Consider the following 26031-nt stretch of genomic DNA (forward strand, 5'->3'; position numbering starts at 1 on the left):
CAGAAGCAGGAAATATCCATGCGAAGCCTCCTTTCTTGAAACGGGTTGAACCGCTTCACCATTAACAGCGGCGGTTGTTCGAGGCAACGGCTTTTGCAAAGGCAGGCGGTGGGGAGAACGCGGCAAGCCCGCACTCTCCCGTTTTAATCCGGCGCTCGCCTGAGCGGCCTTTATTGCTTCGCGACACGCGCGCGCAGTTCTTCGACATGCGCGGCGATTTCCGGCGTTACAGCGTCGCCGAAGTCTTCCATTTCGAACATCGGGCGAATTTCGATTTCGCTGCGCTCCAGCATCGGGTTCGGGCAGCGTTTCACCCAGGCCACGGCCTCGTCCATGTCCTTCACAGTCCAGATCCAGAAGCCGGCGACCAGCTCGTTGGTGTGCGGGAAGGGGCCGTCGATCACCGTGCGGCTGTCACCGTCGAACACAACCCTCTTGCCTTTGGAGGAGGGATGCAGACCGTCGCCGGATTGCATGATGCCGGCATTGACCAGTTCCTCGTTGAATTTTCCCATCGCCTCGATCAGTTCGGTCGTGGGCATGACGCCATCTTCGCTGCTTTTGGTGGCTTTTACAAAAACGATTGCACGCATGATCATTCCTCCTTGATTGCGCTTTCTTCGTAGTGTCGCTCCCCGGCACAACGGCCGGATGACATTGTCGCCGACAAAAGTGGCGCCATGCCGTCAATCCTGTCAGCCGAGGTCGACAAGGTCGCGGCGCAGCCGGTCGGGGTCGCCGCTGCCGATGCGGGCTTCGATTTCGGCATGGGTCTGTTCCCAGATGGGGAAGGCGGCGGCGAGCACGGCCATGCCGTCCGCTGTCAGCCGCAGCCGTTTGCCGCGCTTGTCCTTCGGGTCCTGCTCGATGCTGACCAGCCCGCGCCGCTCCAGCGGCTTCAGCGCCGCCGTCAGCGTCGTGCGGTCCATGGCCAGAAGATTGGCGACCGGTCCCATTGGCGGCGGCTCCGGCCGGTTGAGCGACATCAGCAGCGAAAATTGTCCATTGGTGATCCCAACCGGCTTCAGCGCATTGTCGAACAACCGCGCCAATGCCCGTGCGGCGCGCTGCGCATGCAGGCACAGACACGCATCCCGCACGAAAAGAGTTGTCGAAAAAGGAATCACGCTGGCGTTTGACATGGGATAAATATGTTGATATCAACCTAATTAGTCAAGCGGAACTTGATGTCCCCGCAGACTGTTTATTGACTTTCAGCACAGAAATAGCCGGCGCCCACCGTCAAAGCGGGGCGGTGCCGTGGTGAAAGACGGATCCAAGGAGGAAAGATCATGTCTCATCCCGTCGTTTCGAAAGAGGAGTGGCTTGCGGCCCGCCGCGATCTGCTGGTGAAGGAAAAGGAACTGACCCGCGCCCGTGACAGGCTGAACGAGGCCCGGCGTGCGCTGCCCTGGGAAGAGGTGACGAAGGATTATATCTTCGATGCCCCTTCCGGCCCCAAATCGCTGAAGGAACTGTTCGGCACCTGCAGCCAGCTCATTGTCTATCACTTCATGCTGGCGCCCGACTGGGAGGAGGGCTGCGTCGGTTGCTCCTTCTTTGCCGATCATGTCGATGGCGCTTTGATCCACCTCAAGCATGGCGATGCGGGTTTCGTTGCCGTGTCGCGCGCGCCGCTTGAGAAGATCGAAAGCTACAGGAACCGCATGGGCTGGAAATTCCCGTGGGTTTCGGCCGAAAGCAGCGATTTCAACTACGATTATCAGGCCTCGTTCCGCGACGAGGACATGGCCAAAGGTGAAATCACCTATAATTACCGTGACATGGCGCCCTATGGCGACCTGAAGGACCTGCACGGTATCAGCGTTTTCGCCAAGGGCGACGACGGCAAGATCTACCACACCTATTCCACTTACGCCCGCGGCGCGGAACAGACGCTCGGCACGCTGATGCTGCTCGATCTGGTGCCAAAAGGCCGTAACGAAGAGGAGGTAATGGATTGGGTGCGCCGCCACGACCAGTATGAGGACGCGCCGAAGGCGGCAGCCTGCTGCCACTGAAAACGGACGGATGAGGAGGAAACAAAAATGGAAATGGAAATCGCCAAGCCGCAGAAGGAACATGAGTTCCTCAAGAGGATCGTCGGAGACTGGGTCATGACCTCCAGTTCCGGCCATGAGGGCTACGATGCCGACGACCCGTCGCAGCAATTCACCGAGACCGTCCGCTCCGTCGGTGGCTTGTGGATCATCGGCAACGGCACCGGCAAGATGCCTGACGGCACGGATATGACGGCCGTGATCACGGTCGGCTTCGACCCGGCCAAGGGCAATTTCGTCGGCACCTGGGTGGGGTCGATGATGACCAATCTCTGGGTCTACAAGGGCTGGCTGGAAGAGGACGGCAAGACCCTGACGCTGGAAGCGGAAGGCCCCGCCTTCGACGGTTCCGGCGGCACCGCTACCTATCACGACGTGCTGGTGCTGCATGACGACAATCACCGCAGCTTTTCCGGCAGCGTCAGGCAGCCGGACGGCACATTCAAGACCTTCATGACATCGGAATTCCGCCGCAAGGCCTGAGGCTCTGCGAAAATTTCATCCGAAAACCACCGGCGCCGCCGCATCCTGCGGCGGGCGCTTGCCGAAACACACCCGCCAAACTCTCCATAGGAGACGACAATGTCCGATACACATGGAAAATTCATCTGGGTCGAGCTGATGACGCCCGATATGGAAGCGGCAGCCCGCTTTTATGGTCATGTCGTCGGCTGGCAGACCAAGGATTTCGGCTCGCCTGAAATGCCCTATCTGGTGCTGGAGGCCGATGGCAAGGGCATGGGCGGCGTCATGGAGCTGACCGACGAGCACAAGGGCCAGGGCATTCCCCCGAACTGGACCGCCTATGTCGATGTCGACGATGTGGACGCCACGGCGAAACAATTCGCTGAAAAGGGCGGCGCGGTCAGACGTCCGCCGCAGGACATTCCCGAAATCGGCCGCTTCGCCGTGGTCGCCGATCCCTTCGGTGCGGTGCTCTGCATCATGACGCCGCTGCCGATGGAAACCGGCGGTTTCCCCGAGGATATGCAGGAAAAGCAGGGCCATGTCGGCTGGCACGAGCTCTTCACCGATAATGTCGATGAGGCCATGGCCTTTTACGGCGATGTGTTCGGCTGGACCAAGGACCATGATTTCGACATGGGCGACATGGGCCCGTACCGCATCTTCGCCTACAGGGGCAAGGCCGTCGGCGGCATGATGAAACGCATGCCGCAGGTCCCCGTCTGTCACTGGGGTTATTACTTCAATGTGGACGGTATCGATGACGCCATTACTCGTGTCAGCACCGGCGGCGGCAAGGTCGTCAACGGTCCGATGGAGGTTCCCGGCGAAAGCTGGATCGTCAATTGCGTCGATCCGCAGGGCGCTTATTTCTCGCTGGTTTCACAGAGGAAATAGCCCTGTTTTCTAACAATCTGCCGGGGCTCGCTCCGGCAGATTACCGCTCTCTCGACAGGCGGACGTGATCGATGAAGGCGCGCAGCTTCGGCGCAAGATTATGGCGGCTGGGATAATAGAGATAAAATCCCGCAAAGCTCGGGGAGTGGTCTTCCAGCATGGAAACGAGCTGCCCGCTTTCCAGATAGGGGCGGAACGTCTCTTCCATACCGAAGGTGATGCCCGCACCGGCGCAGGCCAGCTTGATCATCAGCTGCATGTCGTTGGTGGTGAAGGCCGGCTCCACCGCCACCGCAAATTCGCGGCCGTTTTCCGCAAATTCCCACCTGTATGGCGCCACACCCGGACGCGGTCGCCAGCCGATACACCTGTGCCCTATCAATTCGCGGGGCTGCGCCGGCAGGCCGAAGCGGTCCCGATAGCGCGGCGAGCAGACGGCGAGCTGCCGCTGTGGAGCGGAAACGGGAACCGCAATCATGTCCTGCGCGATCAGTTCTCCAAGACGCACGCCGGCATCGTAGTGCTCGGCGACGATATCGAATTCCTCGTCCGTCACGACGATATCGAGCTGCACTTCGGGATGTATTTCCGCAAAGCGCGCAAGCAATGGTCCGGATAAAAAGCGCTCGGCTATCGAGGACACCGCAAGCCGCAACTGCCCGCGCACGGCGCCGCTCAGGGACGACGCGGCATTGGCAGCCTCAACGAGATTGCCGATGGATGGCGAGACATCCGCATAAAGCTGCTGTCCCGCTTCCGTCAGGCTGACGCTGCGCGTCGTGCGCTGCACCAGCGCTATTCCCATCGTTTCTTCAAGCTTGCGGATGGTCTGGCTGACGGCGGAGCGGGTTACGCCGAGCCTGTCTGCAACGGCGCGAAAGTTGCGCTCCTCGGCAACCATGCAGAATGTCGAAAGCGCGTTGAGATCGATATTCATTGGTTAGAAATTCTACCCATTGAGGTTATGATTGAGGCGGTTATCACGACAATGCCCAAGCTTTATCTTCTCCGCAATGGCCGCTGCCAGAAAAGCCGGCCATAACACCAAGGAGAAAGCCATGACATTGAACAAAGTCGTTCTCATCACAGGTGCATCGAGCGGGATCGGTGAGGGTATCGCAAGGGAACTGGCCGCGGCCGGGGCGAAGCTGGTGCTGGGCGCGCGCCGCATGGACCGCTTGCAGGCGCTTGCCGAAGAATTGCGCGGCAAGGGCGCCGAGGTCATCATCCAGCCGCTGAACGTGACGGACAGACAGAGCGTCGAGGCCTTTGCGGAGACGGGGCGCAAGGCCTTCGGGCAGGTCGACGTCATCGTCAACAATGCCGGCATCATGCCGTTGTCGTTAATGTCGTCCCTCAAGGTCGACGAATGGGACCGCATGATCGACGTCAACATCAAGGGCGTGCTTTATGGCGTCGCCGCCGTTCTGCCCGAGATGACCACCCGCGCTTCCGGCCACATCATCAACATCGCCTCCATCGGTGCGCTCGCCGTTTCGCCAACGGCGGCCGTCTATTGCGCCACGAAATTTGCCGTGCGGGCGATTTCGGACGGGTTGCGGCAGGAAAACCGCGACCTGCGTGTGACCTGCATTCACCCCGGCGTGGTGGAAAGCGAACTTGCCCACACCATCACCGATCCAGCTGCTGCGGAACTGATGCAGACCTATCGGGCCATCGCCCTGAAGCCCGACGCCATCGGCCGCGCGGTGCGCTACGCCATCGAGCAACCCGACGATGTGGACGTCAATGAAATCGTCGTGCGACCCACCGCCGCTTAAGGAGGATTGGCAATGAACATTGTTTCGACATCCGTTGCGCTTCTGCTCGCAACGGCTTCCACCGATACGGGCTCCAGCAAAACGAGCAACGCCATGGACGTGAATATGACCGAAACGTCTCAAACCCGGAACCACCCCTATATCGGCATGTGGGTCACCGGCGATGGCCACATTCGCCAGGAACTTCTGCCCAATGGCCGGTATGACGAGGCGCGGGGCAACCGCAAAAGCGCCTATCAGGGACGGTATGAGGTGAAGGGAAACCATATCGACTATTGGGACGATACCGGCTTCACCGCCGACGGCGAATTCGTCGACGATGTGCTTTATCACGGCGGCATGATCTTCTATCGCCAGAAGTAAGTCCCGCCAATCAAGCGCCGCCCGCCCCATCGAGGGCGGGCGGCGTATCTGTTTTATCGCTTCAAACTACCGAGAATCCCGCGCACGATGGCGCGGCCGACCGAGGTTGCAACCGAGCGGGCCGCGCTTTTCATCGCCGCCTCGATCACCGTTTCGCGCTGGTATCCGGTCTTGCGTGCGCCGCCATTGCGCGAGCCGGTGGAGGCCGGTGCGGGTTCTTCATCGCCGAAGCCGGGTAGGCGCCAGCGGCCAGACGCGCTCTCGGACTGGCTGGCGGCGTTTTCTTCTTCCGCGCGTCTGGCAGCTTCTGCATCGGCAGCCTTCTGGGCGCGGGCGGCGAGGATTTCGAAGGCCGATTCCCGGTCGATATCCTTGTCATATTGCCCGGCGACGGGGCTCACATCGATCAGGGACTTGCGCTCCGCATCGGTGAGCGGCCCGACACGGCCGGATGGCGGACGTACCAGCGTGCGCTCGACGATGGAAGGTGCGCCCTTGTCGTGCAGGGTGGAAATCAGCGCTTCACCGGTGCCGAGCGTGGTGATGGTGTCGGCGGTGTTGAAGGCCGGGTTCTGGCGGAAAGTGTCGGCCGCGGTGCGCACCGCCTTCTGCTCGCGCGGCGTATAGGCGCGAAGCGCGTGCTGCACGCGGTTGCCGAGCTGGGCGAGAACGGTTTCCGGCACGTCGAGCGGGTTCTGCGTCACGAAATAGACGCCCACGCCCTTGGAGCGGATGAGCCGCACCACCTGTTCCACGCGTTCCACCAGCACCCGCGGCGCGTCGTTGAAGAGCAGATGCGCCTCGTCGAAGAAGAACACCAGACGCGGCTTTTCCGGGTCGCCCACTTCCGGCAGCTCTTCGAACAGCTCCGAAAGCATCCAGAGCAGGAAGGTGGCGTAAAGGCGCGGGTTCATCATCAGCCGGTCGGCGGCGAGAACCGAAATCGTGCCAACCCCATCCGTGCCCACACGCATGATGTCGGCGATCTTCAATGCCGGTTCGCCGAAGAAATTCGCCGCTCCCTGCTGTTCCAGAACCAGCAGCCCGCGCTGCAAAGAACCCACCGAGGCCTTGGAAATCAGGCCGAACTGGTTGGAAAGCTCGGTTGCGTTTTCACCCATATAGTTCAGGAGCGATTGCAGGTCCTTGAGATCGAGCAGCGGCAGCCCGCCCTGATCGGCGATCTTGAAGGCGATGTTGAGCACGCCTTCCTGCGCTTCCGAAGCATCCATCAACCGGGCAAGCAGCAGCGGCCCCATCTCGGCGATGGTGGCGCGCACGCGATGGCCTTTTTCACCGTAGAGATCCCAGAAGATCACCGGCGATTTGCCATAGGCAAAATCGGTGAAGCCAATCTGCTCGGCGCGTTTCTGCACCCAGTCCTTGGCTTCGCCCTGCGCGGCGATGCCGGAAAGGTCGCCCTTGATGTCGGCGCAGAAAACCGGCACGCCGGCCTTGGAAAAACCTTCGGCCAGAACCTGCAACGTCACGGTCTTGCCGGTTCCTGTCGCGCCGGTGATGAGGCCGTGGCGGTTGCCGAATTTCAGCTCCAGATATTCGCCCTTGTTCAGGCTGTCGTCCGGATTGCGGCTGGTCCCGATATAGAGCTGTCCGTCCTGCAACATCGACCATTTTCTCCTGCGGCTGGTGCATGACCCTTAAAATCGCGTTGGATTTTGCAAAAGTCATCTCCGAATTTAAAGCGTCACTACCATGTTGCGGCCACTTCTGACGATAGCGGCCTTTTCATAGCTTGGTTGTGATGATCTTATAAGGACAGTTTCAAGGCGCAACAACTGCTTGATGGCGATGAAGAAAAACCGCTTGATGAAAGTTGCCGCACCTGACCCTGGCCGCTTGAATGCGGCATGATATTGTTTTACGTTGACGTTAACGTCAGTTATTCGATGTTGGCGTCGTTTTTCAACAGGAGGCAAGAATGAACGAAGTCGTAAGCCAGATCGCCGAGAAGGCGGGAATAAGCCCCGAACTGGCCGAAAAGGCCATTGGCATGATTCTCGGTTTTCTCCAGCGCGAGGCTGCAGACGGCCCGATCGCCCGCATGATCGAAGCCATACCCGGCGCCAGCGAACTGGTGGCGCAGTATAATGGCGAAGGTGCCGGCGGCGGCGGTCTGCTCGGCGGCCTGATGAGCGCGATCGGCGGCGGCGGCATCATGGGGCTGGGCCAGCAGCTGATGAGCCAGGGCCTCGGCATGAGCGAGATTTCCACGCTCGCCAAGGAAACCATCTCCGTTGCCCGCCAGCATGCGGGTGATGAGGTTGTCGATCAGGTGATCGCCTCGGTTCCGGGCCTCAGCCAGTTCGCCTGAGGCGAAACTACTCCATAGCGGGGCGCGGCGGCTGTTCGTTGAACAGGCGCCGCGCCTCTTCTATTTCGGCATGGTGCGTTTCCGCCCATATCCAAACGCCGCAAAAGGCGCTGCCCAGCGTGCGGCCGAGGTTCGTCAGGCCGTAATCCACATGCGGCGGAATAACGGGATGCACGGTGCGGCGCACCAGCCCGTCGCTTTCCATCTGCCGCAGCGTTTTCGTCAGCATCTTCTGGCTTATATTGCCGACCAGCCTGCCGATCTGCGTGAAGCGCAGCGTGCCATGCTCTTCCAGCACTTCCAGAATGAGCATCGTCCATTTGTCGGCCACTTTCGCGATGATGTCCTGAACCAGCGCCTCTATTGCCGGATCGGTATCCGTGGGTGGCGGAACCTTGCGCCGGCTTTCGATGGCCGGGTCGGCGGCGTGCCGTTTCATCGTGCACTCTCCTTTGGGTAAGTATAAATCTTTTGGGTGCCTACTTTCGATTGGAGAGTATCATAGCTAACTTCCTTTCAGCCAACAAGCAAAGGATGTTGCAATGAAAATCGCTGATAACACCATTCTCATCACCGGCGGCGGTTCCGGCATCGGCCGGGCGCTGGCGGAGGCGTTTCACAAGGCCGGCAACCGGGTCATCATTTCCGGCCGCCGCAAGGCCGTGCTCGACGAGGTGACGGCCGCCAATCCCGGCATGGCCTCGATGGTGATGGACGCGACGGACGCCGCAGGCATCCGCGCGTTTGCCGAAGCTCTGGTAAAGGCCCATCCGACCCTCAACGCCGTCATCAACAATGCCGGCATCATGCGGCCGGAAGACATCGCCGCAGCACCGGATTATCTCGACACGGCCGAAGAAACCATCGCCACCAATCTTCTAGCACCCATTCGCCTGACGGCGGCGCTTTTGCCGCATTTCCTCAAGCAACCCGCAGCCACTGTGCTGACGGTTTCCTCCGGCCTAGCCTTCGTGCCGATGGTGCTGACCCCCACCTACAGCGCCACCAAATCGGCCATCCATGCCTATTCGGTCGCGCTGCGAGAGCAGCTGAAGAAAACGCCGGTGGAGGTCATCGAAATCGTGCCGCCCTATGTGCAGACGACGTTGATGGGCGAGGGGCAGGCGAGCGACGAAAGAGCCATGCCGCTCGACGCCTTCATTTCCGAGGTGATGGATATTCTTGAAAATCGCCCGGATGAGAAGGAAGTGGTGGTGGAACGCTGCAAGCCGCTGCGTTTCGCCGCGCAGAACGGCAATTTCGATCAGGTCTTCGCCATGATCAATCATATGCATCCGTAAACGCCGCATCTGTCTCGACTGGGCATCCTGTGATAGCGTCGCGCTCTAATCTGCGGAGCGCGCGCTGTCATGGCCCAAGGCCGGTTCCTGATGCCGAAAACCATTCTGCCCGGTGTCGTCGCCGTGGCGGCGGATAGCGACCGTTCCTTTCCGCGCCACATGCACGACCAGTTCGGCATCGGTCTCATCGAACGCGGGGCACAGAAATCGCTCTCCGGCCGCGGCATGGTGGAAGCCGGCGCCGGCCATCTCATCACCGTCAATCCGGGCGAGGTGCATGACGGTATTCCGCTCGGGGAGGGCGGCCGCGCCTGGCGGATGCTCTATCTCGACATCGATATCGTCCGCGACGCCATTGCCGATATCGGCGAGACGGATCGCGGCGCGTTCGAATTTGCCTATCCCGTCGATATCAGGCCGCTGGCGAAGCGGTTCAACGCTGTCTTTGCAGCCATGACGGCAAGAGAACGGCCGGGCGAAACCCTTCGTGGCGACGAGAACCTGCTGACGCTTCTGGCGGGGGCGATGGAGACGGCGGCGAAGCCGGGCGAAATCGCCGCACCCGAGAATATAAGGCGGGCGAAAAGCCGCATCGATGACGAGCCCTCCCGGTCGTTCCGCCTTGCCGATCTCGCCGCAGAGGCCGGCATGAGCCAGTTCCGCTTCCTGCGCGCTTTTGCCAGGGCCACCGGGCTGACGCCGCATAGCTATCTTCTCCAGCGGCGTGTCCATGTGGCACGCCATGCACTGGCCAGAGGCACGCCGCCTGCCGAGGCGGCCTTTGCCGCCGGTTTTGCCGACCAGAGCCATCTGAACCGGTTCTTCGTGCGGCAATTCGGGGTGACGCCGGCAGTTTACCGGGCGGCGACGGGCGGCGGATCGTCGCCCTCTTCCGTCATGCCGGACTAGATCCGGCATCCAGCCACGGCGCGTCTGCGCCGTGAAAGGAGTCTTTCGTGGTCAAGGACTTGACCACGCTGGACCCCGGCTCGAGGGCCGGGGTGACGGTGTGCGGATGTGGCGCTGCAATTTCATCCAAGACACCCACCCAACACACCCTCATGCTCCTGTCCTCCACCCCATAGGACACGCCCTCACCATGACACCCGAATTCCTCATCACATCCTTCATCGTCGCAGCCTCTCCCGGAACCGGCGTGGTCTACACGCTCGCCGCCGGTCTTTCGCAGGGGGCGAGGGCGAGCGTCGTTGCGGCCTTCGGCTGCACGCTTGGCATCGTGCCGCATCTGCTCGCCGCCATCACCGGCCTTGCCGCCATACTGCACACCAGCGCGCTCGCCTTCGGCATCGTCAAATATCTGGGAGTCGCCTACCTCCTCTACATGGCGTGGAACACGCTGCGGGAGGACGGTGGGCTGAAGATCGACGATACGAGGGAGCCCCGGAAGGCCGCCCGCATCATCGGCGAGGCGATCCTCATCAATTTGCTGAACCCGAAACTGTCGATCTTCTTTTTCGCCTTCCTGCCGCAGTTCATCGCGCCGGATGAGGCTTTGCCGACATGGCGCATGATCGATCTCGGGCTGATCTTCATGGCCATGACGTTTCTGGTGTTTGCGCTTTATGGCTGTTTCGCCGCCTCGGTCCGGCGGCAGGTGGTGTCGCGCCCGGCGGTCCTCGCCTGGCTGCGGCGCAGCTTCGCGGCCGCTTTCGTGGCGCTGGGTGCGAAGCTGGCCCTGACCGAGCGATGAGACCAGAGCGGAGGGAAGGCCGCCTCAGTCGTCCCAATCGGGCGCGAGGTGACCGGGATTGACGATGCGGCCATTCGGCTTTGCAAGCGCGTGGATCGCCCGCATTTCCTCTTCGGTCAGCGCAAAATCGAAAACATCGAAATTCTCCTTGAGGCGGCTTTCGGTCGCCGTCTTGGAAAGCGCCACGATATCCGGCTGCTGCACCGCCCAGCGCAGGGCCACCTGCGCGGCGGTCTTGCCGTGTTTTGCGCCGATATCCTTCAGCACGGGATCGTTCGGCACCTTGCCATCGGCCATCAGATAATAGGCTGTCACCGACATCCCGTGCTTGCGCGCGGCCGAAATCACCTTCGTCTGGTCGAGATAGGGGTGATATTCGATCTGGTTGGTGGCAAGCGGCGTGTCGGACAGTTTCACCGCCTCTTCGGTCAGCGCCACATTGAAGTTGGAAATGCCGATATTGCGCGCCTTGCCGGCCTTGCGCACCGCGTTCAGCGCGCCCATGCGCTCAGCAAGCGGCACATCGCTCTTCGGCCAGTGCAGCAGCAGCAGATCGACATAATCGGTCTTCAGCTTCGCAAGGCTTTCATCGACGGAAGCGAGAAAATCGTCGTGGCGGAAGCGGTCCACCCAGACCTTGGTCGTGAGAAATATATCGTGCCGGGAAATGCCCGATTGCGCGATGACCTCGCCGACGGCCCCCTCGTTCTTGTAGATCTGCGCGGTATCGACATGGCGGAAGCCGAGTTTCAGTGCTTCCGGCAGAATGCGCCTGACATCGTCTTCCGGAATGCGGAAGGTGCCGAAACCGAGGGCGGGAATATTCGCGCCATTCGCGCTGACGTCATACATGGGATGTCTCTCCTGTTTGCTGAAAACATGGCCGGCACGGGATGCCGGGCGGGGAAGCCGTCTTTCATTAACTGGTGTCCGCGCGATCGGTTTCAACCCGGCGGGACGATATCACATCAGCACGTAGTCCACCGGGCGCGGATCGGCCGGCAGATCGGTCTCGCCCATCGCCTCGCGCAGATTGATCTCGATGGTGGTGGCGAGTGAATTGATCGGCAGCGCATTGAGGCCGGTGCCGAATGGGTCCTCCAGCTCGTCGGACAGCGCATCGAGACCGAAGAACGTATAGGCGATGAGCGTGGCGGTAAACGGCGTGGCCCAGCCGAGCAGATCGGTGAAACCGAACGGCAGCAGCAGGCAGAACAGATGCGCGGTACGGTGAAGCAGCAGCGAATAACCGAAGGGAACCGGCGTCTGGCGGATGCGCTCGCACGAAGCCTGCGCCGCCCCCATCTGCTGCACGGTGGCATCCAGCATCTGTAGCTGGATATCGCTGATCTGCCCCTTGCCATGGGCGGAGACGACGGCGCCGGATATTTCGCGCAGCAGCATGTCCGGCCGGTTGCGGCTGCGGTCGTAAATATCCCTGAGATCATCGGGAACGAGGCTGGCCGCAGTGGCGGTCGCATCCCCGGGGCGCAGATGCGAAACCAGCGCGTGGCAGAAGGCAATGGCAAGATCGGTGATCCGCCGGCGGGTGACGGGATCGGCGACATCCTGCCGACTATCGAGCATGAGGCTCTGGCGTGAAAGCGCGCGGGCAACGGTAATCAGCGCACCCCATTGCTTGCGGGCTTCCCACCAGCGGTCGTAACAGGCATTGGCGCGAAAACCGAGAAACACCGAAAGCGCGATGCCGAGCAGCGAAAAGGGCGCGCCGTTTAACGCCTGCACCAGATCCGGCCTGTCCTTGTGCGCCCAGACAACCAGCGTCGACAGCAGGAAAACCGCAAGCACCTGCGGAAAGATGCGAACGATGATGGAGCCGCGCACGATGAGGAAAAGCTGCAGCAGGTTCGGTTTTGGACGAACGATCATGGCGGAAACTCGAAATGCCTGTGGCGGATGGGAGGGGTGTGAAAGAGCCTGACCCTATCTACATGCGGGCGACGCGGCCTTGTCCACCCTTTTTTGCATGGTTGCACCCGGCGGCTGGCGGCGCTACGCGTCTATCGCCGGGATCGTCAACGCCACGGTCTGGCTATGCGGTGGAAGGAAATATCGCGTGTCACGCTCACAACGGCTTCTCGATCTGTTGCAGATACTGCGCTCCCACCGCATGCCGGTCAGCGGCGCGGCCCTTGCCGCGCAAACCGGCGTCAGCCTGCGCACGCTCTACCGCGATATAGCGACGCTTCAGGCGCAGGGCGCGGATATCGAGGGCGAAGCGGGCGTGGGTTATGTGCTGCGCCCCGGTTTCCTGTTGCCGCCGCTGATGTTTTCGCAGCAGGAAATCGAGGCGCTGGTGCTCGGCTCGCGCTGGGTGGCGGGCCGTGCCGATGCCGGGCTGGCCGAGGCCGCCCGCGCCGCCCTCGTCAAGATCGGCGCCGTGCTTCCCGATGCCCTGCGTGAGGAACTCGATCATTCCACCTTGCTTGTCGGGCCGGGGCAGGGCCTTGCCGCCATCCATGTCGATCTGGCCGCCATTCGCGATACGATCCGTAAGGAAAGCCGGGTCGTCATCACCTATCGCGATGAAAAGGGAGACGTGACGGAACGGGTGATCTGGCCCTTCGCGCTCGCTTTTTTCGATCTGGTGCGGGTGGTGCTGGGCTGGTGCGAGACACGGCAGGACTACCGCAGTTTCCGGGCCGACCGCATCGAAGATTTCCGTCCCCTCGACAGCCGTTATCCGCGCCGACGCCAGGCGCTGCTGAAAGAATGGCGCGAAAGGGAAAAACAGCGGCGGCGGCATCATGCTGACAAAAACTGACAGCAGCAGGGTCTAGAAACCGTTCATCCGCAACACAGGAGAACAGCCATGACCCACCCCGATTTCACCATCCTTTACGTCGACAACCCGCCGGCCAGCACCGAATTTTACAAGGCCCTGCTGGGCGCGGAACCGGTCGAAGCCTCGCCGACATTCTCGCTCTTCGTGCTTCAGAACGGGATGAAGCTCGGCCTCTGGTCGCGGCATACCGTGGAGCCGAAAGCATCGGTCACGGGCGGCGGCGGCGAGCTTGCCTTCCGCGTTGAAAACGATGCGCGGGTGGACGAGATTTTTGCGGATTGGAAGGCGAAGGGCATCAACATGCTGCAGCAGCCGGCGGGCATGGAATTCGGCTACACCTTCACCGCCGCCGACCCTGATAATCACCGTCTCCGGGTCTATGCCTTTGCAGGTTAGAGAGAATGCGTTGAGGACTGTTTGGCTAAGGAAGCTTGACCTCTTTCATCGTACTCTGCATCCCTTACGCTCCTCATCCCTGTGCTTGTCACAGGGATCCAGCCAGCCCAAGTCCTTGGACTGAAAGGACTCTCCCCGTCGCGCAGACGCGCGCCGGCTGGATTCCTGTGACAAGCACAGGAATGAGGGTTGAGAGGATGCGCCAGCATGCGAAAAACGCGGCATCGTGTAGCGTGCGCTACTTCTTCACCGCCACCACAAAAAGCCGGGGAAAGCGCAGAAGCAGGCGGCCGTCCGCCATCGGCGGATAGGCCGCCTTGATGCGCCGCGTATAGTCGGCGAGGAAGGCTTCGCGGTTTTCCTCGCCGGCGGCGGTGAGATAGGGGCGCAGCCCCGTGCCCTTGACCCATTCGACGATGCTTTCCGCATCCTTCATCGGATGATTATAGATGGTGTGCCACACATCCACCCGCGCGGATTTCGGCGTCAGCGCATCGAAATAATCCGAAGGCGCGGGCAGGGGTTTGCGGCGCAGCCTGCCATCTGTGAACGTGTCCTTCCAGGAACCGTTCGCTCCGGTTTCCTCCATGGCGCGATGCGTCGGCTCCTGCAGATTGTCGGGCATCTGCACGGCCAGAACGCCGCCGCTTTCCAGCTGGTCCATCAGTTGCGAAAGAACGGTGAGATGATCCGGCACCCATTGGAACACGGCATTGGCGTAAAGCAGGTCTGCCTTCTGCGCCGGCTTCCACTGGGAAAGATCGGCCTTGCCGAAGCGCGTGGTCGGCAGCCGGTCCGCCGCCTTTTCCAGCATGTCGTCATCGCTGTCGATTCCGGTAATGACATTGACGCCGTAACGGTCGGTCAGAAGCTCGGTGGAATTGCCGGGGCCGCAGCCGAGGTCATAGCCATTCAGCACCCGTTCCAGCGGCACCTGCGCCAGAAGATCCCGTGCGGGACGCGTCCGCTCGTCTTCGAATTTCAGATATTGGTGGGCGGACCATGCCATGATTTTCCTCCTGCAAAATGCCGTCAGATCGCCAGCATCGCATGCGGCAAATCGCGCCGCTATCGTCCGATGCATGAATTATTGTGATGAATCTATTCATCAACCTTTTGTTTCGCCTCATAAAACGTGCGTGCGGGGCCGTCGCTTTGTTATTTTCCATCAAAATCAGAAATCGCTGCAATTAAAACTTGACCTCGTCAGGGGAGAGGCATTCACTCCGGCCGATTTCCAGAACATGCCCCGTTGAGCGCGCGCAGCGCTCTTCATCCGGCAATGCATCAGAACAAAAAAGACGGAGCGTTTTTACCGAACGAAAACGCTTGAGACAGGAGACCACCATGAGCGTCGATACCGCACCCCGATCAACCACCTGGACCTATGTTGACGGTCAATGGCTGCCCGGCAATCCGCCGCTCATCGGCCCGACCTCGCATGCCATGTGGCTGGCTTCCACGGTGTTCGACGGTGCGCGCTGGTTCGATGGCGTGGCGCCCGATCTCGATCTGCACTGCCAGCGTATCAATCGCTCCGCCGTCAATATGGGCATGAAGCCGACCATGACGGCCGAGGAGATCGAGTCCCTGGCGCTCGAAGGCGTCAAGAAATTCGACGGCAAGATGGCGATCTACATCAAGCCGATGTATTGGGCCGAACACGGAATGCCCGGCAGCGTCGTGGCGCCCGATGCCGGCTCCACCCGGTTTGCGCTTTGCCTGTTCGAAGCGCCGATGGATGCCGGCAAGCCGCTGACGCTCACCGTCTCGCCGCTGCGCCGCCCTTCGCCGGAAACCGCGATGACCGACGCCAAGGCCGGCAGCCTCTATCCCAATAGCGGCCGCGCCATTCTGGAAGCGCGCTCGCGCGGTTTCGACAATGCCCTGATGCGCGACATGAACGGCAATGTCGCCGAATCCGCCTCCGCCAACATCTTCATGGTCAAGGACGGCGTTGTCCTTACCCCGGTTCCGAACCGCACCTTCCTTGCCGGCATCACCCGTTCGCGCGTGATCGGCCTTCTGCGTCAGGCCGGTTTCGACGTGCGCGAAGCGACGCTTTCGGTCGAGGATTTCCGCGAGGCCGATGAAATCTTCTGCTCCGGCAATTATTCCAAGGTTTCGCCCGTCGTGAAGCTCGACGATCGCGAATTGCAGGCAGGCCCCGTCGCCCGCAAGGCGCTCGATCTCTATATGGACTGGGCGCGTCTCGGCGCGGATGTTTAAGGCCGGGTAAAACCCATAGTTTCAAAAGGCCGCGGCAGGCTCATCCCTGCCGCGGCCTTTTGTTTTGAGCCGTATTATTTCCCATAAAAATTCAGGGGGAATTTAATCCAATTTTAGAGGACCACACGCTAGCTTGCGACATTACCGATCCGGGCTAGTGGGGGCCGCCAAATGTCTTTCAGCATACGCAATATACTTGTGGGATTTTTTCTGCTCGTCGGCATCGCGCTGGCAGGCTTCGTCGGCAACGGCATGTTGCAGTCCGTGCAGCGTGCCCGCAGCTTTTCGGAGGTGGCGCAGCTCGTTTCGCTGGACAGGCTGCTCTTCAACGCCTTGCTGAACTTTCGCAGTGAACGCGGCAACAGCGCCTCGGCGCTGACGGTCGATCCGGCGAAGACGGCCAACACCATCGCCAGCGTGCAGGCGTCGCGCCAGAAGGTGGACGCCGCCATGGGCGCCTTTCTCGAACAGTCCGCCGCGCTCGATCAGGCTGGCCTCAAGGCCCCGCTTGCCCGCGTGAAGGATATCTATACGCAATTCCTGGAGCTGCGCAAAAAGGTTGACGCCAACGTCACCCTGCCGCTCGACCGTCGTGAAAGCGGGCTGGAGAAGACCGTGCTGGCGCTCGGTCAGGATTTCCTGACGGCGCTCGAAGCGGGCTCGACGGCGGTGGAAGGCGAGGTTCGTTCGCTGGACCAGAGCCTGACCGGCCTCATCCAGTTGCGGTCCTATGGCTGGTCGGCGCGAGCGCTGGGCGGCAGCGCCACCGTTGTCATCAATGCGGTCGTGGCCCAGCAGCGGCCGCTGACCCCGCAGGAAACCCAGCAGCTCGGTAATTTCGATGCCGGCGCGGCCTTTGCCTGGAAAGCCACCGGCGACCTCGTCGCGCATGAATCGACGCCGCAGGCGCTGAAGGATATCTATGCCGTTGCCGACAGGACCTATTTCAAGGGTGATTTCGTCGCGCAGCGCGCAAAGCTGATCGACGATCTGAACAACGGCCGCACGCCTGCCTTCACCATCGATACATGGCGCAATACCGTCACCGAAAGCCTCGATACGGTCGCGAAAATCGCCTCCGAAGCGATGGATGTTCTCAACGCCAATGCCGAAAAGGCCAGACAGGACGCCTTTATCGGCGCGATGATCTATCTCGCCGCGTTCATCCTCACACTTGGCGTCTGTATTCTCTGCCTTGCCGTCATCGTCGGCCGCGTCACCCGTCCCATCAGCCGCCTGACAAAGGCGATGATGGAATTGTCCACCGGCAACCTGACCATCGATGTGCCCGGCGCAAAACGCGGCGACGAGATCGGCGAGATGGCCCGCGCCGTGGAAATCTTCCGCGAAGCGGCCATCCGCAACCGGCAGCTTGAGGACGAAGCCGTCGGCAACCGCGAGCGGGCCGAGCGCGACCGTATCGAGCTGCAGCAGCGCGCCGAGGCCGAGGCCGAAGAGCGTCTCAATCAGGCCACGGGGTCGCTGGCTGGCGGTCTTCGCCGGCTTGCCTCCGGTGATATGGTCTGCGAGATCGCCACGCCGTTTTCGCCGCAATTCGAGACGCTGCGGCACGATTTCAACAGCTCCGTGCATCAGCTGCGCGAAGCGCTCACCAGCGTCGGCCAGTCCGTGCAGACCGTGAATGGCGGCGCCCACGAGGTATCCTCCGCATCCGACGATCTTTCCCGCCGCACCGAACAGCAGGCCGCTTCCCTGGAGGAAACCGCCGCAGCGCTGGAAGAGATCACCGCCAATGTTTCCGCCACCTCCAAACGGGCGAGCGACGCGCGCGACACGGTGCGTGAGGCAAGGACAAAGGCCGATCTTTCCGGCAAGGTGGTGCGCGATGCCGTCGCCGCCATGGAACGCATCGAACATTCCTCGCGCCAGATCGGTCAGATCATCGGCGTCATCGACGAAATCGCCTTCCAGACCAACCTTCTGGCGCTAAATGCCGGCGTCGAGGCGGCAAGGGCGGGCGATGCGGGCAAGGGCTTCGCCGTCGTCGCACAGGAAGTGCGCGAACTGGCGCAGCGCTCCGCCAACGCCGCCAAGGAAATCAAGCAGCTCATCACCGCGTCAGCCGTTGCGGTGGGTGAGGGCGTGAAGCTGGTGGCCGATACCGGCGTCGGGCTTTCCGAGATCGAGCAGCTGGTGCTTTCCGTCAACACCCATATGGATGCCATCGCCACGGCGGCGCAGGAGCAGTCGGCCGGTCTTTCCGAGGTCAATACGGCCGTCAACCACATGGATCAGGCCACGCAGCAGAATGCCGCCATGGTCGAGGAAATGAATGCGGCCGGTGCGGGTCTTGCACAGGAATGCACCAACCTCCACGCCCTGCTTGCGCAATTCCAGCTCGGCCAGCAAAGCTCCGCATTGCGGGAGACGGCACGGCATATGCAGCGCGCCGCAAGCCCGGTCCACGCGCCCGCCGCACCGGTCGCACCGGCGCCGAAGACCCGCCCCGTCGCCGCACGCGGCAATGCGGCGCTGGCCGTGAAGGGTGACGACTGGACGGAGTTTTGAAGACAAATCCAGCGTTGGATATGGCGAGGAACTGGCATCCGCACTTCGTCACCCCGGACTAGATCCGGGGTCCAGCGCGATCAAGTCTTTGATCGCGAGAGACTCTACTCACGGCGCAGACGCGCCGTGGCTGGATGCCGGATCATCCTCGGGCTTGTTCCGGGGACCGGCATGACGGAGGAGAGAGTACGGGGCCTTTTCGTCAACAAGTCGAGGCCTGCCCTCGCAACCGGGGCGGGCCTTATCATTTCCGCACATCCGGCAGCGCAGCGGCAAGTGCCCGCAGCGGCGCGGTCATATGTTTGTCGCGCCGCATCGCCAGCGCGATCCGCCGTTCGAGCGGCGGCTCGAGCGAGCGCCATTCGAGCCCGGATGCCGCGCCTTCATGCTCCATCGCCATGCGCGGCACGATGGCAAGGCCAAGGCCTGCACCTGCGAGCTTCTTGATCGCTTCGACGCTGCCCAGTTCCATGGCGGGCTGCACGGTGCGGCCGCTTGCCGAAAACCATTGATCTACCAGCCGGCGCGTATTGCCGCCCTCGTAAAGCAGCAGCGGCCGCGCCGAAAGCGTCTCGGCGTTGAGCACCGTTGCGTCAGAGACGGAGCCTTGCGGGAAAACCGCGACCAGCTCGTCGAGATGGATATCGCTGATATCGAGGCTGCGGCCGCTGGCGGGCAGGGCCACCACCGCCGCATCGATGGTATTGGCCTCCAGAAGTCGGAGGATATCGTGGGTATTGCCGGTCTGCACGACGATCTCGATGCCGGGCATGGCCTGCCGGATTTTGCCCAGCACCGGCGGCAGCAGATAGATGCAGGCGGTGGCGCCGGTGCCGATGCGCAGGCGTCCCGTCACCCCGCTGCGATGCGGCGCAACGGTATCGATGGCATGCGCCACTTCTTCGGCAATCCGCCTTGCATGGATGAGAAAGTCGCGCCCCGCCGCCGTCGGCTGCGCGCGCCTGCCGACCCTTTCGATCAGCCGCACACCGAGCTGTTTTTCGAGCAGCCTTATATGCAGGCTGATGGCTGGCTGCGTCAGCCCCGCCTTGTCGGCGGCGGCGGAAAAACTGCCGAGATCGGCCACATCCATGAAGCTGCGCAGCTGCCGCAGATCGAGGTCCATCATCAAAGAAAACCTTATCGTTTGTATAAGATAGATAATCTTTATTTTGGCTGCGCCGCAATGCACAATGACGGTGTGAATGATCCGCAGGACAAGAGAATGACCCTTTCCACCGTTTCCAGCCTTACCATCCGCCCCTGCGAAGAGGCGGATATTCCAGCCATCGCCGAAATCTACCGGGACGCCGTGCTGCACGGCCGCGCGAGCTTCGAGATCGATCCGCCGAGCGCGGAGACGATGCTCGAGCGCCGCCGCCTTCTGGTGGAGGGCAATTACCCCTATCTCGTCGCCGAATGCGATGGAAAGATAGCCGGATATGCCTATGCCGGCGCCTATCGCCCCCGCCCGGCCTATGGCGCGGCGGTGGAGAATTCCGTTTATATCGATCCGGCCATGAAGGGCATGGGCATCGGCCGCAAGCTGCTCGAGGCGTTGATCGAGGCGGCGACGGCAGGCGGCTTCCGGCAGATGATCGCCGTCATCGGCGATTCGGCCAATGCCGCCTCGATCGGCGTGCACCGCGCCGCCGGTTTCGAACATGTCGGCACCTTCAAATCCATCGGCTGGAAACATGGCCAATGGCTGGATACGGTGCTGATGCAGCGCGCGCTGGGCGAAGGCGACACCACACCGCGCTTTTGAACGATCAGGGCTTGGTGGAGCCGGGGATTTCCACCTTCAGCGTATCGCCGGCAAGCTCGCTGCCCAGCTCCACGGCCTTGGTTTTCTTGTCGTAGACGCAGATATGGCTGACGGTCGCATCCGCGCCCCCACTCTTCCCGGTGAGTTTGGCCTTGCCCGTGAGGATGGCGAGGCCGTAATTCTCGCTGCCGACGGGATCGACCACGGCCTTCGCGTCCTCGATCATGTCCTTGGCGCCGGCAAGGCAGGCCGTCTGCACATCCGCCACGAACTCCTTCCAGGCGTCATCCGACGATGCGGCGGCGGGGAAGGTGAGCGACGAAAGCGCCGCAAGGAGGAGGATGGTGCGGGGGATCGGACGGGTCATGGAATTTCCTTCCTGCAATCTCGGTAAAAGCGAACCGATAGGGTGGAAAACGGTACGCCAAAGGTGTGAAACAAATGTGGTGGCGGCCGCGCGGAGAGGAATTTTCTCTTTTGTCGGAACATTTTGATATTTCGCAGGTTGCCCAAACAGAGGTTCGCTCCTATGGTCCGCTCACACGGTTTCTAGGAGCGGTAACCCGCTGCAAAAAGGAGTAAAAACCATGGCCTTCGAACTTCCCGAACTCCCCTACGACTACGACGCGCTTGCACCCTACATGTCGCGCGAGACGCTCGAGTTCCATCACGACAAGCACCACAAGGCATATGTCGACAACGGCAACAAGCTGGCGGCCGAAGCAGGTCTTTCCGACCTGTCGCTCGAAGAAGTCGTGAAGAAGTCCTTTGGCACCAATGCCGGTCTCTTCAACAATGCGGCGCAGCATTACAACCACGTCCATTTTTGGAAGTGGATGAAGAAGGGCGGCGGCGGCAACAAGCTGCCGGGCAAGCTGGAGCAGGCATTCGCCTCCGATCTCGGCGGTTACGACAAGTTCAAGGCCGATTTCATCGCTGCCGGCACCACGCAGTTCGGCTCCGGCTGGGCATGGCTCTCCGTCAAGAACGGCAAGCTTGAAATCTCCAAGACCCCGAACGGCGAAAACCCGCTGGTTCACGGCGCAGAGCCGATCCTCGGCGTCGACGTCTGGGAACACTCCTACTATATCGACTATCGCAACCTGCGTCCGAAGTATCTCGAAGCCTTCGTTGATAACCTCATCAACTGGGACTACGTCCTGGAGCGTTACGAAGCCGCTGCCAAGTAAGGCTTTTACAACGGAATTCCTGAGCACCCGGCCATCGCGCCGGGTGTTCTGCTTTTTGGATGGGCGTGCGCTGTCACAAGCCTGTCATCCGCCGGGTTTATCGCGGCGCATCATGACTGAACAAAACACGCCTCTCTTCTCCTTCGGCATTGTCGCCGATCCTCAATATGCCGATACCGCTCCCCGTCCGGAAATGGGCCGTTATTACGCCGAGAGCCCGAAAAAGCTCGCAGACGCGATCGATGCCTTCAACCGCGAGGAATTGGCCTTCGTCGTGACGCTCGGCGATATCATCGACCGCGGCTTCGAAAACTTCGATGCGATCCTTGCCGTTTACGATGGGCTTCGCCACCGCTCGGTGCTGCTGCCGGGCAATCACGATTTCGCCGTCGCCGCCGAGCATTTGCCGGCTATCCACGCCCGCCTCGGCATGTCCGCCCCCTGGCATGATTTTTCCATCGGCGACATCCGCTTCGTCGTGCTTGACGGTAACGAGGTCAGCCTTTTCGCCCCGCCGCCCGGCGATCCGCGTCGGGCGCTTGCCGCAGACCGGCTGAAGCGCCTGGCGGATGCCGGCGCAATCAATGCGCAGGAGTGGAACGCCTCGCTCAGCGACGAGCAGTTCGAATGGCTGCGGGCCGTTCTGCAAAAGGCGGATGCGGCAGGCGAAAAAGTGATCGTTCTCTGCCACTATCCTGTTTACCCGGAAAACGCCCACAATATGTGGGACGCGCCGCGTATCCTTGAGCTTCTCGGCTCCCATCCCTCGGTCGTCGCGTGGTTCAATGGCCATAATCACGAGGGCAATTACGGCCTATTGGGCAATACCCACTTCGTGAATTTCAAGGGCATGGTCGATACGCCTGACCAGAACACCTTTGCCATCGCCGATGTCTTTTCCGACCGAATCGTCATTCGCGGTTTCGGGCGCGAGGAGGATCGCCTGCTGGAGTATTTCCTGTAGGAAATAATGCCTTGCTGCGATGCCGGACCTCTCTCGAGGCCCTCATTCCTGTGCTTGTCACAGGAATCCAGCCAGCCCAAGTCCTTGGGCTGAAAAGAGTCCTCTCGCCGCGCAGACGCGCGTCGACTGGATTCCTGTGACAAGCACAGGAATGAGGGCGGAGAGGGGTGCTCCGACACATAACAAGGGCTGCGAACTGCACTAAATTCTGTTTCCCAACTGGTTGCTCTGCCAGCCGCTCATCCACAATTGCCGCAGCTTTTCGCCTTCCAGCTTGAAGAAGCTGCCGGTCGTTTCGCAGCTTAGCACCCGGTCCGAGCGGAAATTGCGAATCGCCTGCCGCAATTCGCACCAGGCGACGATATTCACCGTCTCCGAATAATAGATCACCGCAATCGGCCGAACCCGCCGCTGCGTTTGCGCGCCGGCTTCATCGCGATAGGTGATCTCCAGCTTCTCCTCGTCGCGCACCGCCCGCCTGACTGTCGCAAGATCGACGCCGGCGGGGGAGGGCGCGATGCTGCCCCAGGCGTGCAGGGCATTGGCGGAGAGGGTTTTCGACAGGGGTTCGGGCAGGGATGCGGCGATCTTGTCGCTGACCTGCCTTGCCGCCTGCCGCAACTCGCTATCGCCGGTGCGGGCGACCATGGCGAGCGCCAGCACGATCGCCTCCGTCTCTTCGATGGAAAACATCAGCGGCGGCAGGTTGAAGCCGGGACGCAGTATATAACCGACGCCGCGTTCCCCTTCGATGGGCACGCGCATGGTCTGAAGCGCTGCTATGTCGCGATAGACCGAGCGCACCGTCACTTCCAGCGCCTCGGCAATCGTCTGCGCGGTGACAGGCCTGCGCGCCACCCGCAGGATCTGGATGATCTCGAACAGTCTCGACGCCTTGCGCATTACCGCTTTCCCGGTGGATTTCCCCACGCAACTGACACAACGCTGTCAGTTGGCTTTTCCTATAAACGGAGAAACACATTGAGAAACATGGGATTTCCCGAATGTGTCGTGAACCGTTTTGGGAGATACTGACATGAGTTACGCCGAAAATCTCTGGCTATTCTTTCTGGTCCTGTTCGGCATCATCATCCTGCCGGGCATGGATATGCTGTTCGTACTGGCAAGCGCACTGACGGGCGGCAAGAGAACCGGCCTTTCCGCTGCAAGCGGCATGAGCGCCGGCGGCATCGTGCATTCGCTTTACGGCGCCCTGGGCGTCGGCATGCTGGCCGCCTGGATGCCGTCGCTGTTCCTGCCGCTTCTGGTTTTCGGCGCCGCCTATATGATCTGGATCGGCATCGGCCTGATGCGCAGCGCGATTGTCGTGAATGGCGATGAGGCGCAGGCGAGCGCTTCGGTCAGAAAAGCCTTCTGGCGGGCGGTGCTGACCTGCCTTTCCAATCCGAAGGCCTATCTGTTCATGATGGCAATCTATCCGCAATTCCTCAAACCGGCCTATGGCCCGATCTGGATGCAGGGGCTGGTGATGGGCACGATGGTGGCGGTCACGCAATTCACGGTCTATGGCGCGCTGGCCCTGACGGCGGATAAAAGCCGGGCATGGCTGGTTTCCTCTCCCGCCGCCACGATCTTCATCGGCCGCGCCGCCGGTTTCATGCTGATTGCCGCAGCGCTTCTCACACTGTGGGAGGCCCTGTCTTAGGCTTCTGTTTTCACGATGGAATTCACCGCAATGTGACTTCTTTTCGCCATCCGGAAAGGGCATCCTCGCGCCGTTCCATCTAGCGCCCGGTGTCCCGGCCGGAATCAAGGAGAGTTGCATGAAACTGAAAACCATCACCGCGGCCATGCTGTTCGGCTGTCTTTGCGCCGGAGCGGTCTACGCTGCCGGCGAAGTCGAAAAACGTGAAGGCATGATGAAGCAGATCGGTGGGGCCATGGGTTCGCTCGCCGCCATCTCCAAGGGCGAAAAGCCCTTCGACGCCGATACCGTCAAGACTGCCGTAACGACCATCGGCACCAACGCTAAAGCTTTCCCGGACCAGTTCCCCGCCGGCACCGAGACCGGCAGCGCCGCTGCCCCGGCCATCTGGGAAAATTTCGACGACTTCAAGGCCAAGGCCGCCAAGCTCGGCACGGATGCGGACATGGTTCTCGCCAATCTCCCCACCGATCAGGCGGGCGTCGCCACCGCCATGAAGACGCTCGGCGCCGATTGCGGCACCTGCCACCAGACCTATCGTCTGAAGAAATAATCGCAGCACTTTGGAAACGCCGCTTCCCGGCGGCGTTTTCTCAGGCACGAAAGACATCTGACCGGGTCAGGTGAGAATGGGGAGAGGGGCATGTCCTCCATCTGGACGAAACTCGCGGGCGGGGCCGTCGTCGCGGCCATTGCGGGCTACGGCATATTCGCCTGGGTTACGGCGCCTGAGCGGCAGGCGCCCAGCCACTGGGTCAGCCTGGGCGAACCGGATCTGGCCAATGGCGAAACGCTGTTCTGGGCGGGCGGCTGCGCAAGCTGCCATGCCGCACCCGATGCGAAAGGCGAGGCGCTGTTAACGCTTTCGGGCGGGCAGGCGCTGAAAAGCCCCTTCGGCACCTTCCATGTCCCCAATATTTCCTCCGATCCGCAGCATGGCATCGGCGGCTGGACGCTGGCGGAATTCGGCGATGCGATGACGCGCGGTGTGGGCAGGAACGGCGAACATCTCTACCCGTCCTTTCCCTATGCCTCCTATGCCCGCATGACGCAGAAGGACATCAACGATCTCTTCGGTTATCTGAAAGCACTGCCGGCCAGCCAGAACGATGCGCCGGATCACGAATTGCCGTTCCCCTTCAACCTGCGCATGGCGCTGGGCGGCTGGAAATTCCTTTATTTCGACCCCTCGGCGCGGCCCCGAGTCGAGCTTGCCAATGCCAATGCCGAATTGCTGCGCGGCCAATATCTGGTGGAAGGGCCGGGCCATTGCGGCGAATGCCACACGCCGCGCAATTCGCTTGGCGGTTTCGTGAAAGACAAGTGGCTGGCCGGCGGGCCCAACCCGGAAGGCGAGGGCCGCATTCCCGACATTACCCCCGGCTCGCAAAGCATCGGCAGCTGGGCCGAGGCGGATATTGCCAGCTATCTGGAAAACGGCTTCACCCCGGAATTCGACAGCGTCGGCGGCTCCATGGTCAAGGTGCAGCAGAACATGGCGCATCTGACGCCTGAAGACCGCGATGCGATTGCCGCCTATCTGAAGGCCATACCGTCGCGGTAACCCTCAGCC

The 26031-nt window shown here is 61.4% G+C and carries 30 protein-coding genes; 19 read left to right on the forward strand and 11 right to left on the reverse strand.

Annotated features, from left to right (window positions below):
- Positions 1 to 170: 170 nt before the first annotated feature.
- Together FGF54_RS02755 and FGF54_RS02760 are read right to left on the reverse strand one after the other, a co-directional pair.
- A complete protein-coding gene (locus tag FGF54_RS02755) occupies positions 171 to 593 on the reverse strand; it encodes a YciI family protein (protein WP_003522234.1) in 423 nt (140 codons plus the stop codon).
- A 102-nt stretch (positions 594 to 695) separates the two neighbouring features.
- Complete coding sequence (locus FGF54_RS02760; protein ID WP_142778861.1) at positions 696 to 1142, reverse strand: MarR family winged helix-turn-helix transcriptional regulator; 447 nt, start codon at positions 1140 to 1142, stop codon at positions 696 to 698.
- 150 nt (positions 1143 to 1292) lie between these two features.
- On the opposite strand from FGF54_RS02760, the gene FGF54_RS02765 reads away from it, so the two are divergent.
- The 3 genes from FGF54_RS02765 (at position 1293) to FGF54_RS02775 (ending at position 3422) form a co-directional block, all read left to right on the forward strand.
- Complete coding sequence (locus FGF54_RS02765; protein WP_142778862.1) at positions 1293 to 2021, forward strand: thioredoxin family protein; 729 nt, start codon at positions 1293 to 1295, stop codon at positions 2019 to 2021.
- Positions 2022 to 2048: 27 nt separating this feature from the next.
- Positions 2049 to 2543, forward strand: a complete 495-nt coding sequence (locus FGF54_RS02770) for a DUF1579 domain-containing protein (protein ID WP_142778863.1) — start codon at positions 2049 to 2051, stop codon at positions 2541 to 2543.
- A 99-nt stretch (positions 2544 to 2642) separates the two neighbouring features.
- Complete coding sequence (locus FGF54_RS02775) at positions 2643 to 3422, forward strand: VOC family protein (protein ID WP_142778864.1); 780 nt, start codon at positions 2643 to 2645, stop codon at positions 3420 to 3422.
- 40 nt (positions 3423 to 3462) lie between these two features.
- On the opposite strand, the gene FGF54_RS02780 is transcribed toward FGF54_RS02775, so the two are convergent.
- The gene (locus FGF54_RS02780; protein ID WP_142778865.1) at positions 3463 to 4359 is read right to left on the reverse strand and encodes a LysR family transcriptional regulator; all 897 of its coding nucleotides are present in this window, start codon (positions 4357 to 4359) and stop codon (positions 3463 to 3465) included.
- A gap of 121 nt (positions 4360 to 4480) precedes the next feature.
- Here FGF54_RS02780 and FGF54_RS02785 point away from each other — a divergent pair, with 121 nt between their 5' ends.
- Positions 4481 to 5203, forward strand: a complete 723-nt coding sequence (locus FGF54_RS02785) for an SDR family oxidoreductase (RefSeq protein ID WP_142778866.1) — start codon at positions 4481 to 4483, stop codon at positions 5201 to 5203.
- A 12-nt stretch (positions 5204 to 5215) separates the two neighbouring features.
- Positions 5216 to 5566, forward strand: coding sequence for an Atu4866 domain-containing protein (locus FGF54_RS02790; RefSeq protein ID WP_078051105.1), 351 nt, complete (start codon positions 5216 to 5218; stop codon positions 5564 to 5566).
- A gap of 53 nt (positions 5567 to 5619) precedes the next feature.
- On the opposite strand, the gene FGF54_RS02795 is transcribed toward FGF54_RS02790, so the two are convergent.
- Positions 5620 to 7191, reverse strand: a complete 1572-nt coding sequence (locus tag FGF54_RS02795; protein ID WP_003522243.1) for a helicase HerA-like C-terminal domain-containing protein — start codon at positions 7189 to 7191, stop codon at positions 5620 to 5622.
- 314 nt (positions 7192 to 7505) lie between these two features.
- Here FGF54_RS02795 and FGF54_RS02805 point away from each other — a divergent pair, with 314 nt between their 5' ends.
- Positions 7506 to 7898 carry a hypothetical protein gene (locus FGF54_RS02805; RefSeq protein WP_065654256.1) on the forward strand — a complete coding sequence of 131 codons (393 nt, stop codon included), beginning with the start codon at positions 7506 to 7508 and terminating at the stop codon, positions 7896 to 7898.
- A 7-nt stretch (positions 7899 to 7905) separates the two neighbouring features.
- Here the strand turns inward: FGF54_RS02805 and FGF54_RS02810 are convergent, their stop codons facing one another.
- Positions 7906 to 8337 carry a helix-turn-helix domain-containing protein gene (locus FGF54_RS02810; RefSeq protein WP_137003042.1) on the reverse strand — a complete coding sequence of 144 codons (432 nt, stop codon included), beginning with the start codon at positions 8335 to 8337 and terminating at the stop codon, positions 7906 to 7908.
- A gap of 103 nt (positions 8338 to 8440) precedes the next feature.
- Between FGF54_RS02810 and FGF54_RS02815 the strand changes: the two genes are divergently transcribed.
- The 3 genes from FGF54_RS02815 (at position 8441) to FGF54_RS02825 (ending at position 10910) form a co-directional block, all read left to right on the forward strand.
- Positions 8441 to 9199, forward strand: a complete 759-nt coding sequence (locus FGF54_RS02815) for an SDR family oxidoreductase (protein WP_142778867.1) — start codon at positions 8441 to 8443, stop codon at positions 9197 to 9199.
- Positions 9200 to 9268: 69 nt separating this feature from the next.
- On the forward strand, positions 9269 to 10108 hold the full coding sequence (locus tag FGF54_RS02820) for an AraC family transcriptional regulator (RefSeq protein WP_142778868.1): 840 nt from the start codon (positions 9269 to 9271) through the stop codon (positions 10106 to 10108).
- Between the two features lie 190 nt (positions 10109 to 10298).
- Positions 10299 to 10910 (forward strand): LysE family translocator, encoded by a 612-nt coding sequence (locus FGF54_RS02825; protein WP_142778869.1) that lies wholly within the window; start codon positions 10299 to 10301, stop codon positions 10908 to 10910.
- A gap of 24 nt (positions 10911 to 10934) precedes the next feature.
- Here the strand turns inward: FGF54_RS02825 and FGF54_RS02830 are convergent, their stop codons facing one another.
- Complete coding sequence (locus tag FGF54_RS02830; protein ID WP_020813102.1) at positions 10935 to 11762, reverse strand: aldo/keto reductase; 828 nt, start codon at positions 11760 to 11762, stop codon at positions 10935 to 10937.
- A 111-nt stretch (positions 11763 to 11873) separates the two neighbouring features.
- Positions 11874 to 12800, reverse strand: coding sequence for a bestrophin family protein (locus FGF54_RS02835; RefSeq protein ID WP_003522250.1), 927 nt, complete (start codon positions 12798 to 12800; stop codon positions 11874 to 11876).
- Between the two features lie 187 nt (positions 12801 to 12987).
- Here FGF54_RS02835 and FGF54_RS02840 point away from each other — a divergent pair, with 187 nt between their 5' ends.
- On the forward strand, positions 12988 to 13695 hold the full coding sequence (locus FGF54_RS02840) for a YafY family protein (protein WP_080817433.1): 708 nt from the start codon (positions 12988 to 12990) through the stop codon (positions 13693 to 13695).
- Between the two features lie 48 nt (positions 13696 to 13743).
- The gene (locus FGF54_RS02845; RefSeq protein WP_142778870.1) at positions 13744 to 14112 is read left to right on the forward strand and encodes a VOC family protein; all 369 of its coding nucleotides are present in this window, start codon (positions 13744 to 13746) and stop codon (positions 14110 to 14112) included.
- 238 nt (positions 14113 to 14350) lie between these two features.
- Here FGF54_RS02845 and tam read toward each other — a convergent pair whose 3' ends face one another.
- The gene (gene tam / locus FGF54_RS02855) at positions 14351 to 15121 is read right to left on the reverse strand and encodes a trans-aconitate 2-methyltransferase (protein ID WP_142778872.1); all 771 of its coding nucleotides are present in this window, start codon (positions 15119 to 15121) and stop codon (positions 14351 to 14353) included.
- A 338-nt stretch (positions 15122 to 15459) separates the two neighbouring features.
- Here tam and FGF54_RS02860 point away from each other — a divergent pair, with 338 nt between their 5' ends.
- Complete coding sequence (locus FGF54_RS02860) at positions 15460 to 16341, forward strand: branched-chain amino acid aminotransferase (protein WP_080856081.1); 882 nt, start codon at positions 15460 to 15462, stop codon at positions 16339 to 16341.
- 171 nt (positions 16342 to 16512) lie between these two features.
- Positions 16513 to 18870 carry a methyl-accepting chemotaxis protein gene (locus tag FGF54_RS02865; RefSeq protein WP_142778873.1) on the forward strand — a complete coding sequence of 786 codons (2358 nt, stop codon included), beginning with the start codon at positions 16513 to 16515 and terminating at the stop codon, positions 18868 to 18870.
- Between the two features lie 244 nt (positions 18871 to 19114).
- Here the strand turns inward: FGF54_RS02865 and FGF54_RS02870 are convergent, their stop codons facing one another.
- Positions 19115 to 19999: a LysR family transcriptional regulator gene (locus FGF54_RS02870; RefSeq protein ID WP_142778874.1), complete on the reverse strand. Its 885-nt coding sequence runs from the start codon at positions 19997 to 19999 to the stop codon at positions 19115 to 19117.
- A gap of 96 nt (positions 20000 to 20095) precedes the next feature.
- On the opposite strand from FGF54_RS02870, the gene FGF54_RS02875 reads away from it, so the two are divergent.
- Entirely contained in the window at positions 20096 to 20638 is a 543-nt protein-coding gene (locus tag FGF54_RS02875) for a GNAT family N-acetyltransferase (RefSeq protein WP_065654824.1), read from the forward strand.
- A 4-nt stretch (positions 20639 to 20642) separates the two neighbouring features.
- Here FGF54_RS02875 and FGF54_RS02880 read toward each other — a convergent pair whose 3' ends face one another.
- Positions 20643 to 21005: a hypothetical protein gene (locus FGF54_RS02880; RefSeq protein WP_168207986.1), complete on the reverse strand. Its 363-nt coding sequence runs from the start codon at positions 21003 to 21005 to the stop codon at positions 20643 to 20645.
- 220 nt (positions 21006 to 21225) lie between these two features.
- On the opposite strand from FGF54_RS02880, the gene FGF54_RS02885 reads away from it, so the two are divergent.
- Together FGF54_RS02885 and FGF54_RS02890 are read left to right on the forward strand one after the other, a co-directional pair.
- Entirely contained in the window at positions 21226 to 21828 is a 603-nt protein-coding gene (locus FGF54_RS02885; protein ID WP_080817427.1) for a superoxide dismutase, read from the forward strand.
- Between the two features lie 112 nt (positions 21829 to 21940).
- Positions 21941 to 22792, forward strand: a complete 852-nt coding sequence (locus FGF54_RS02890; protein ID WP_142778876.1) for a metallophosphoesterase — start codon at positions 21941 to 21943, stop codon at positions 22790 to 22792.
- A gap of 201 nt (positions 22793 to 22993) precedes the next feature.
- On the opposite strand, the gene FGF54_RS02895 is transcribed toward FGF54_RS02890, so the two are convergent.
- Positions 22994 to 23695, reverse strand: coding sequence for a YafY family protein (locus FGF54_RS02895; protein WP_020810772.1), 702 nt, complete (start codon positions 23693 to 23695; stop codon positions 22994 to 22996).
- 133 nt (positions 23696 to 23828) lie between these two features.
- Here FGF54_RS02895 and FGF54_RS02900 point away from each other — a divergent pair, with 133 nt between their 5' ends.
- The 3 genes from FGF54_RS02900 to FGF54_RS02910 all read left to right on the forward strand — a co-directional run bounded on the left by FGF54_RS02900 (position 23829) and on the right by FGF54_RS02910 (position 26022).
- Positions 23829 to 24458 (forward strand): LysE family translocator, encoded by a 630-nt coding sequence (locus tag FGF54_RS02900; RefSeq protein WP_142778877.1) that lies wholly within the window; start codon positions 23829 to 23831, stop codon positions 24456 to 24458.
- Between the two features lie 118 nt (positions 24459 to 24576).
- On the forward strand, positions 24577 to 25011 hold the full coding sequence (locus FGF54_RS02905; protein WP_003522262.1) for a cytochrome c: 435 nt from the start codon (positions 24577 to 24579) through the stop codon (positions 25009 to 25011).
- Positions 25012 to 25101: 90 nt separating this feature from the next.
- Positions 25102 to 26022, forward strand: a complete 921-nt coding sequence (locus FGF54_RS02910; protein ID WP_142778878.1) for a cytochrome c — start codon at positions 25102 to 25104, stop codon at positions 26020 to 26022.
- Positions 26023 to 26031: the final 9 nt, after the last annotated feature.

This window comes from Agrobacterium sp. T29, from assembly GCF_006970545.1.
Classification (GTDB): domain Bacteria; phylum Pseudomonadota; class Alphaproteobacteria; order Rhizobiales; family Rhizobiaceae; genus Agrobacterium; species Agrobacterium leguminum.

Coding starts and splice junctions, on each gene's coding strand:
- FGF54_RS02755 (WP_003522234.1), bottom strand. CDS start 593: ATGCGTGCAATCGTTTTTGTAAAAGCCACCAAAAGCAGCGAAGATGGC.
- FGF54_RS02760 (WP_142778861.1), bottom strand. CDS start 1,142: ATGTCAAACGCCAGCGTGATTCCTTTTTCGACAACTCTTTTCGTGCGG.
- FGF54_RS02765 (WP_142778862.1), top strand. CDS start 1,293: ATGTCTCATCCCGTCGTTTCGAAAGAGGAGTGGCTTGCGGCCCGCCGC.
- FGF54_RS02770 (WP_142778863.1), top strand. CDS start 2,049: ATGGAAATGGAAATCGCCAAGCCGCAGAAGGAACATGAGTTCCTCAAG.
- FGF54_RS02775 (WP_142778864.1), top strand. CDS start 2,643: ATGTCCGATACACATGGAAAATTCATCTGGGTCGAGCTGATGACGCCC.
- FGF54_RS02780 (WP_142778865.1), bottom strand. CDS start 4,359: ATGAATATCGATCTCAACGCGCTTTCGACATTCTGCATGGTTGCCGAG.
- FGF54_RS02785 (WP_142778866.1), top strand. CDS start 4,481: ATGACATTGAACAAAGTCGTTCTCATCACAGGTGCATCGAGCGGGATC.
- FGF54_RS02790 (WP_078051105.1), top strand. CDS start 5,216: ATGAACATTGTTTCGACATCCGTTGCGCTTCTGCTCGCAACGGCTTCC.
- FGF54_RS02795 (WP_003522243.1), bottom strand. CDS start 7,191: ATGTTGCAGGACGGACAGCTCTATATCGGGACCAGCCGCAATCCGGAC.
- FGF54_RS02805 (WP_065654256.1), top strand. CDS start 7,506: ATGAACGAAGTCGTAAGCCAGATCGCCGAGAAGGCGGGAATAAGCCCC.
- FGF54_RS02810 (WP_137003042.1), bottom strand. CDS start 8,337: ATGAAACGGCACGCCGCCGACCCGGCCATCGAAAGCCGGCGCAAGGTT.
- FGF54_RS02815 (WP_142778867.1), top strand. CDS start 8,441: ATGAAAATCGCTGATAACACCATTCTCATCACCGGCGGCGGTTCCGGC.
- FGF54_RS02820 (WP_142778868.1), top strand. CDS start 9,269: ATGGCCCAAGGCCGGTTCCTGATGCCGAAAACCATTCTGCCCGGTGTC.
- FGF54_RS02825 (WP_142778869.1), top strand. CDS start 10,299: ATGACACCCGAATTCCTCATCACATCCTTCATCGTCGCAGCCTCTCCC.
- FGF54_RS02830 (WP_020813102.1), bottom strand. CDS start 11,762: ATGTATGACGTCAGCGCGAATGGCGCGAATATTCCCGCCCTCGGTTTC.
- FGF54_RS02835 (WP_003522250.1), bottom strand. CDS start 12,800: ATGATCGTTCGTCCAAAACCGAACCTGCTGCAGCTTTTCCTCATCGTG.
- FGF54_RS02845 (WP_142778870.1), top strand. CDS start 13,744: ATGACCCACCCCGATTTCACCATCCTTTACGTCGACAACCCGCCGGCC.
- tam (WP_142778872.1), bottom strand. CDS start 15,121: ATGGCATGGTCCGCCCACCAATATCTGAAATTCGAAGACGAGCGGACG.
- FGF54_RS02860 (WP_080856081.1), top strand. CDS start 15,460: ATGAGCGTCGATACCGCACCCCGATCAACCACCTGGACCTATGTTGAC.
- FGF54_RS02865 (WP_142778873.1), top strand. CDS start 16,513: ATGTCTTTCAGCATACGCAATATACTTGTGGGATTTTTTCTGCTCGTC.
- FGF54_RS02870 (WP_142778874.1), bottom strand. CDS start 19,999: ATGATGGACCTCGATCTGCGGCAGCTGCGCAGCTTCATGGATGTGGCC.
- FGF54_RS02875 (WP_065654824.1), top strand. CDS start 20,096: ATGACCCTTTCCACCGTTTCCAGCCTTACCATCCGCCCCTGCGAAGAG.
- FGF54_RS02880 (WP_168207986.1), bottom strand. CDS start 21,005: ATGACCCGTCCGATCCCCCGCACCATCCTCCTCCTTGCGGCGCTTTCG.
- FGF54_RS02885 (WP_080817427.1), top strand. CDS start 21,226: ATGGCCTTCGAACTTCCCGAACTCCCCTACGACTACGACGCGCTTGCA.
- FGF54_RS02890 (WP_142778876.1), top strand. CDS start 21,941: ATGACTGAACAAAACACGCCTCTCTTCTCCTTCGGCATTGTCGCCGAT.
- FGF54_RS02895 (WP_020810772.1), bottom strand. CDS start 23,695: ATGCGCAAGGCGTCGAGACTGTTCGAGATCATCCAGATCCTGCGGGTG.
- FGF54_RS02900 (WP_142778877.1), top strand. CDS start 23,829: ATGAGTTACGCCGAAAATCTCTGGCTATTCTTTCTGGTCCTGTTCGGC.
- FGF54_RS02905 (WP_003522262.1), top strand. CDS start 24,577: ATGAAACTGAAAACCATCACCGCGGCCATGCTGTTCGGCTGTCTTTGC.
- FGF54_RS02910 (WP_142778878.1), top strand. CDS start 25,102: ATGTCCTCCATCTGGACGAAACTCGCGGGCGGGGCCGTCGTCGCGGCC.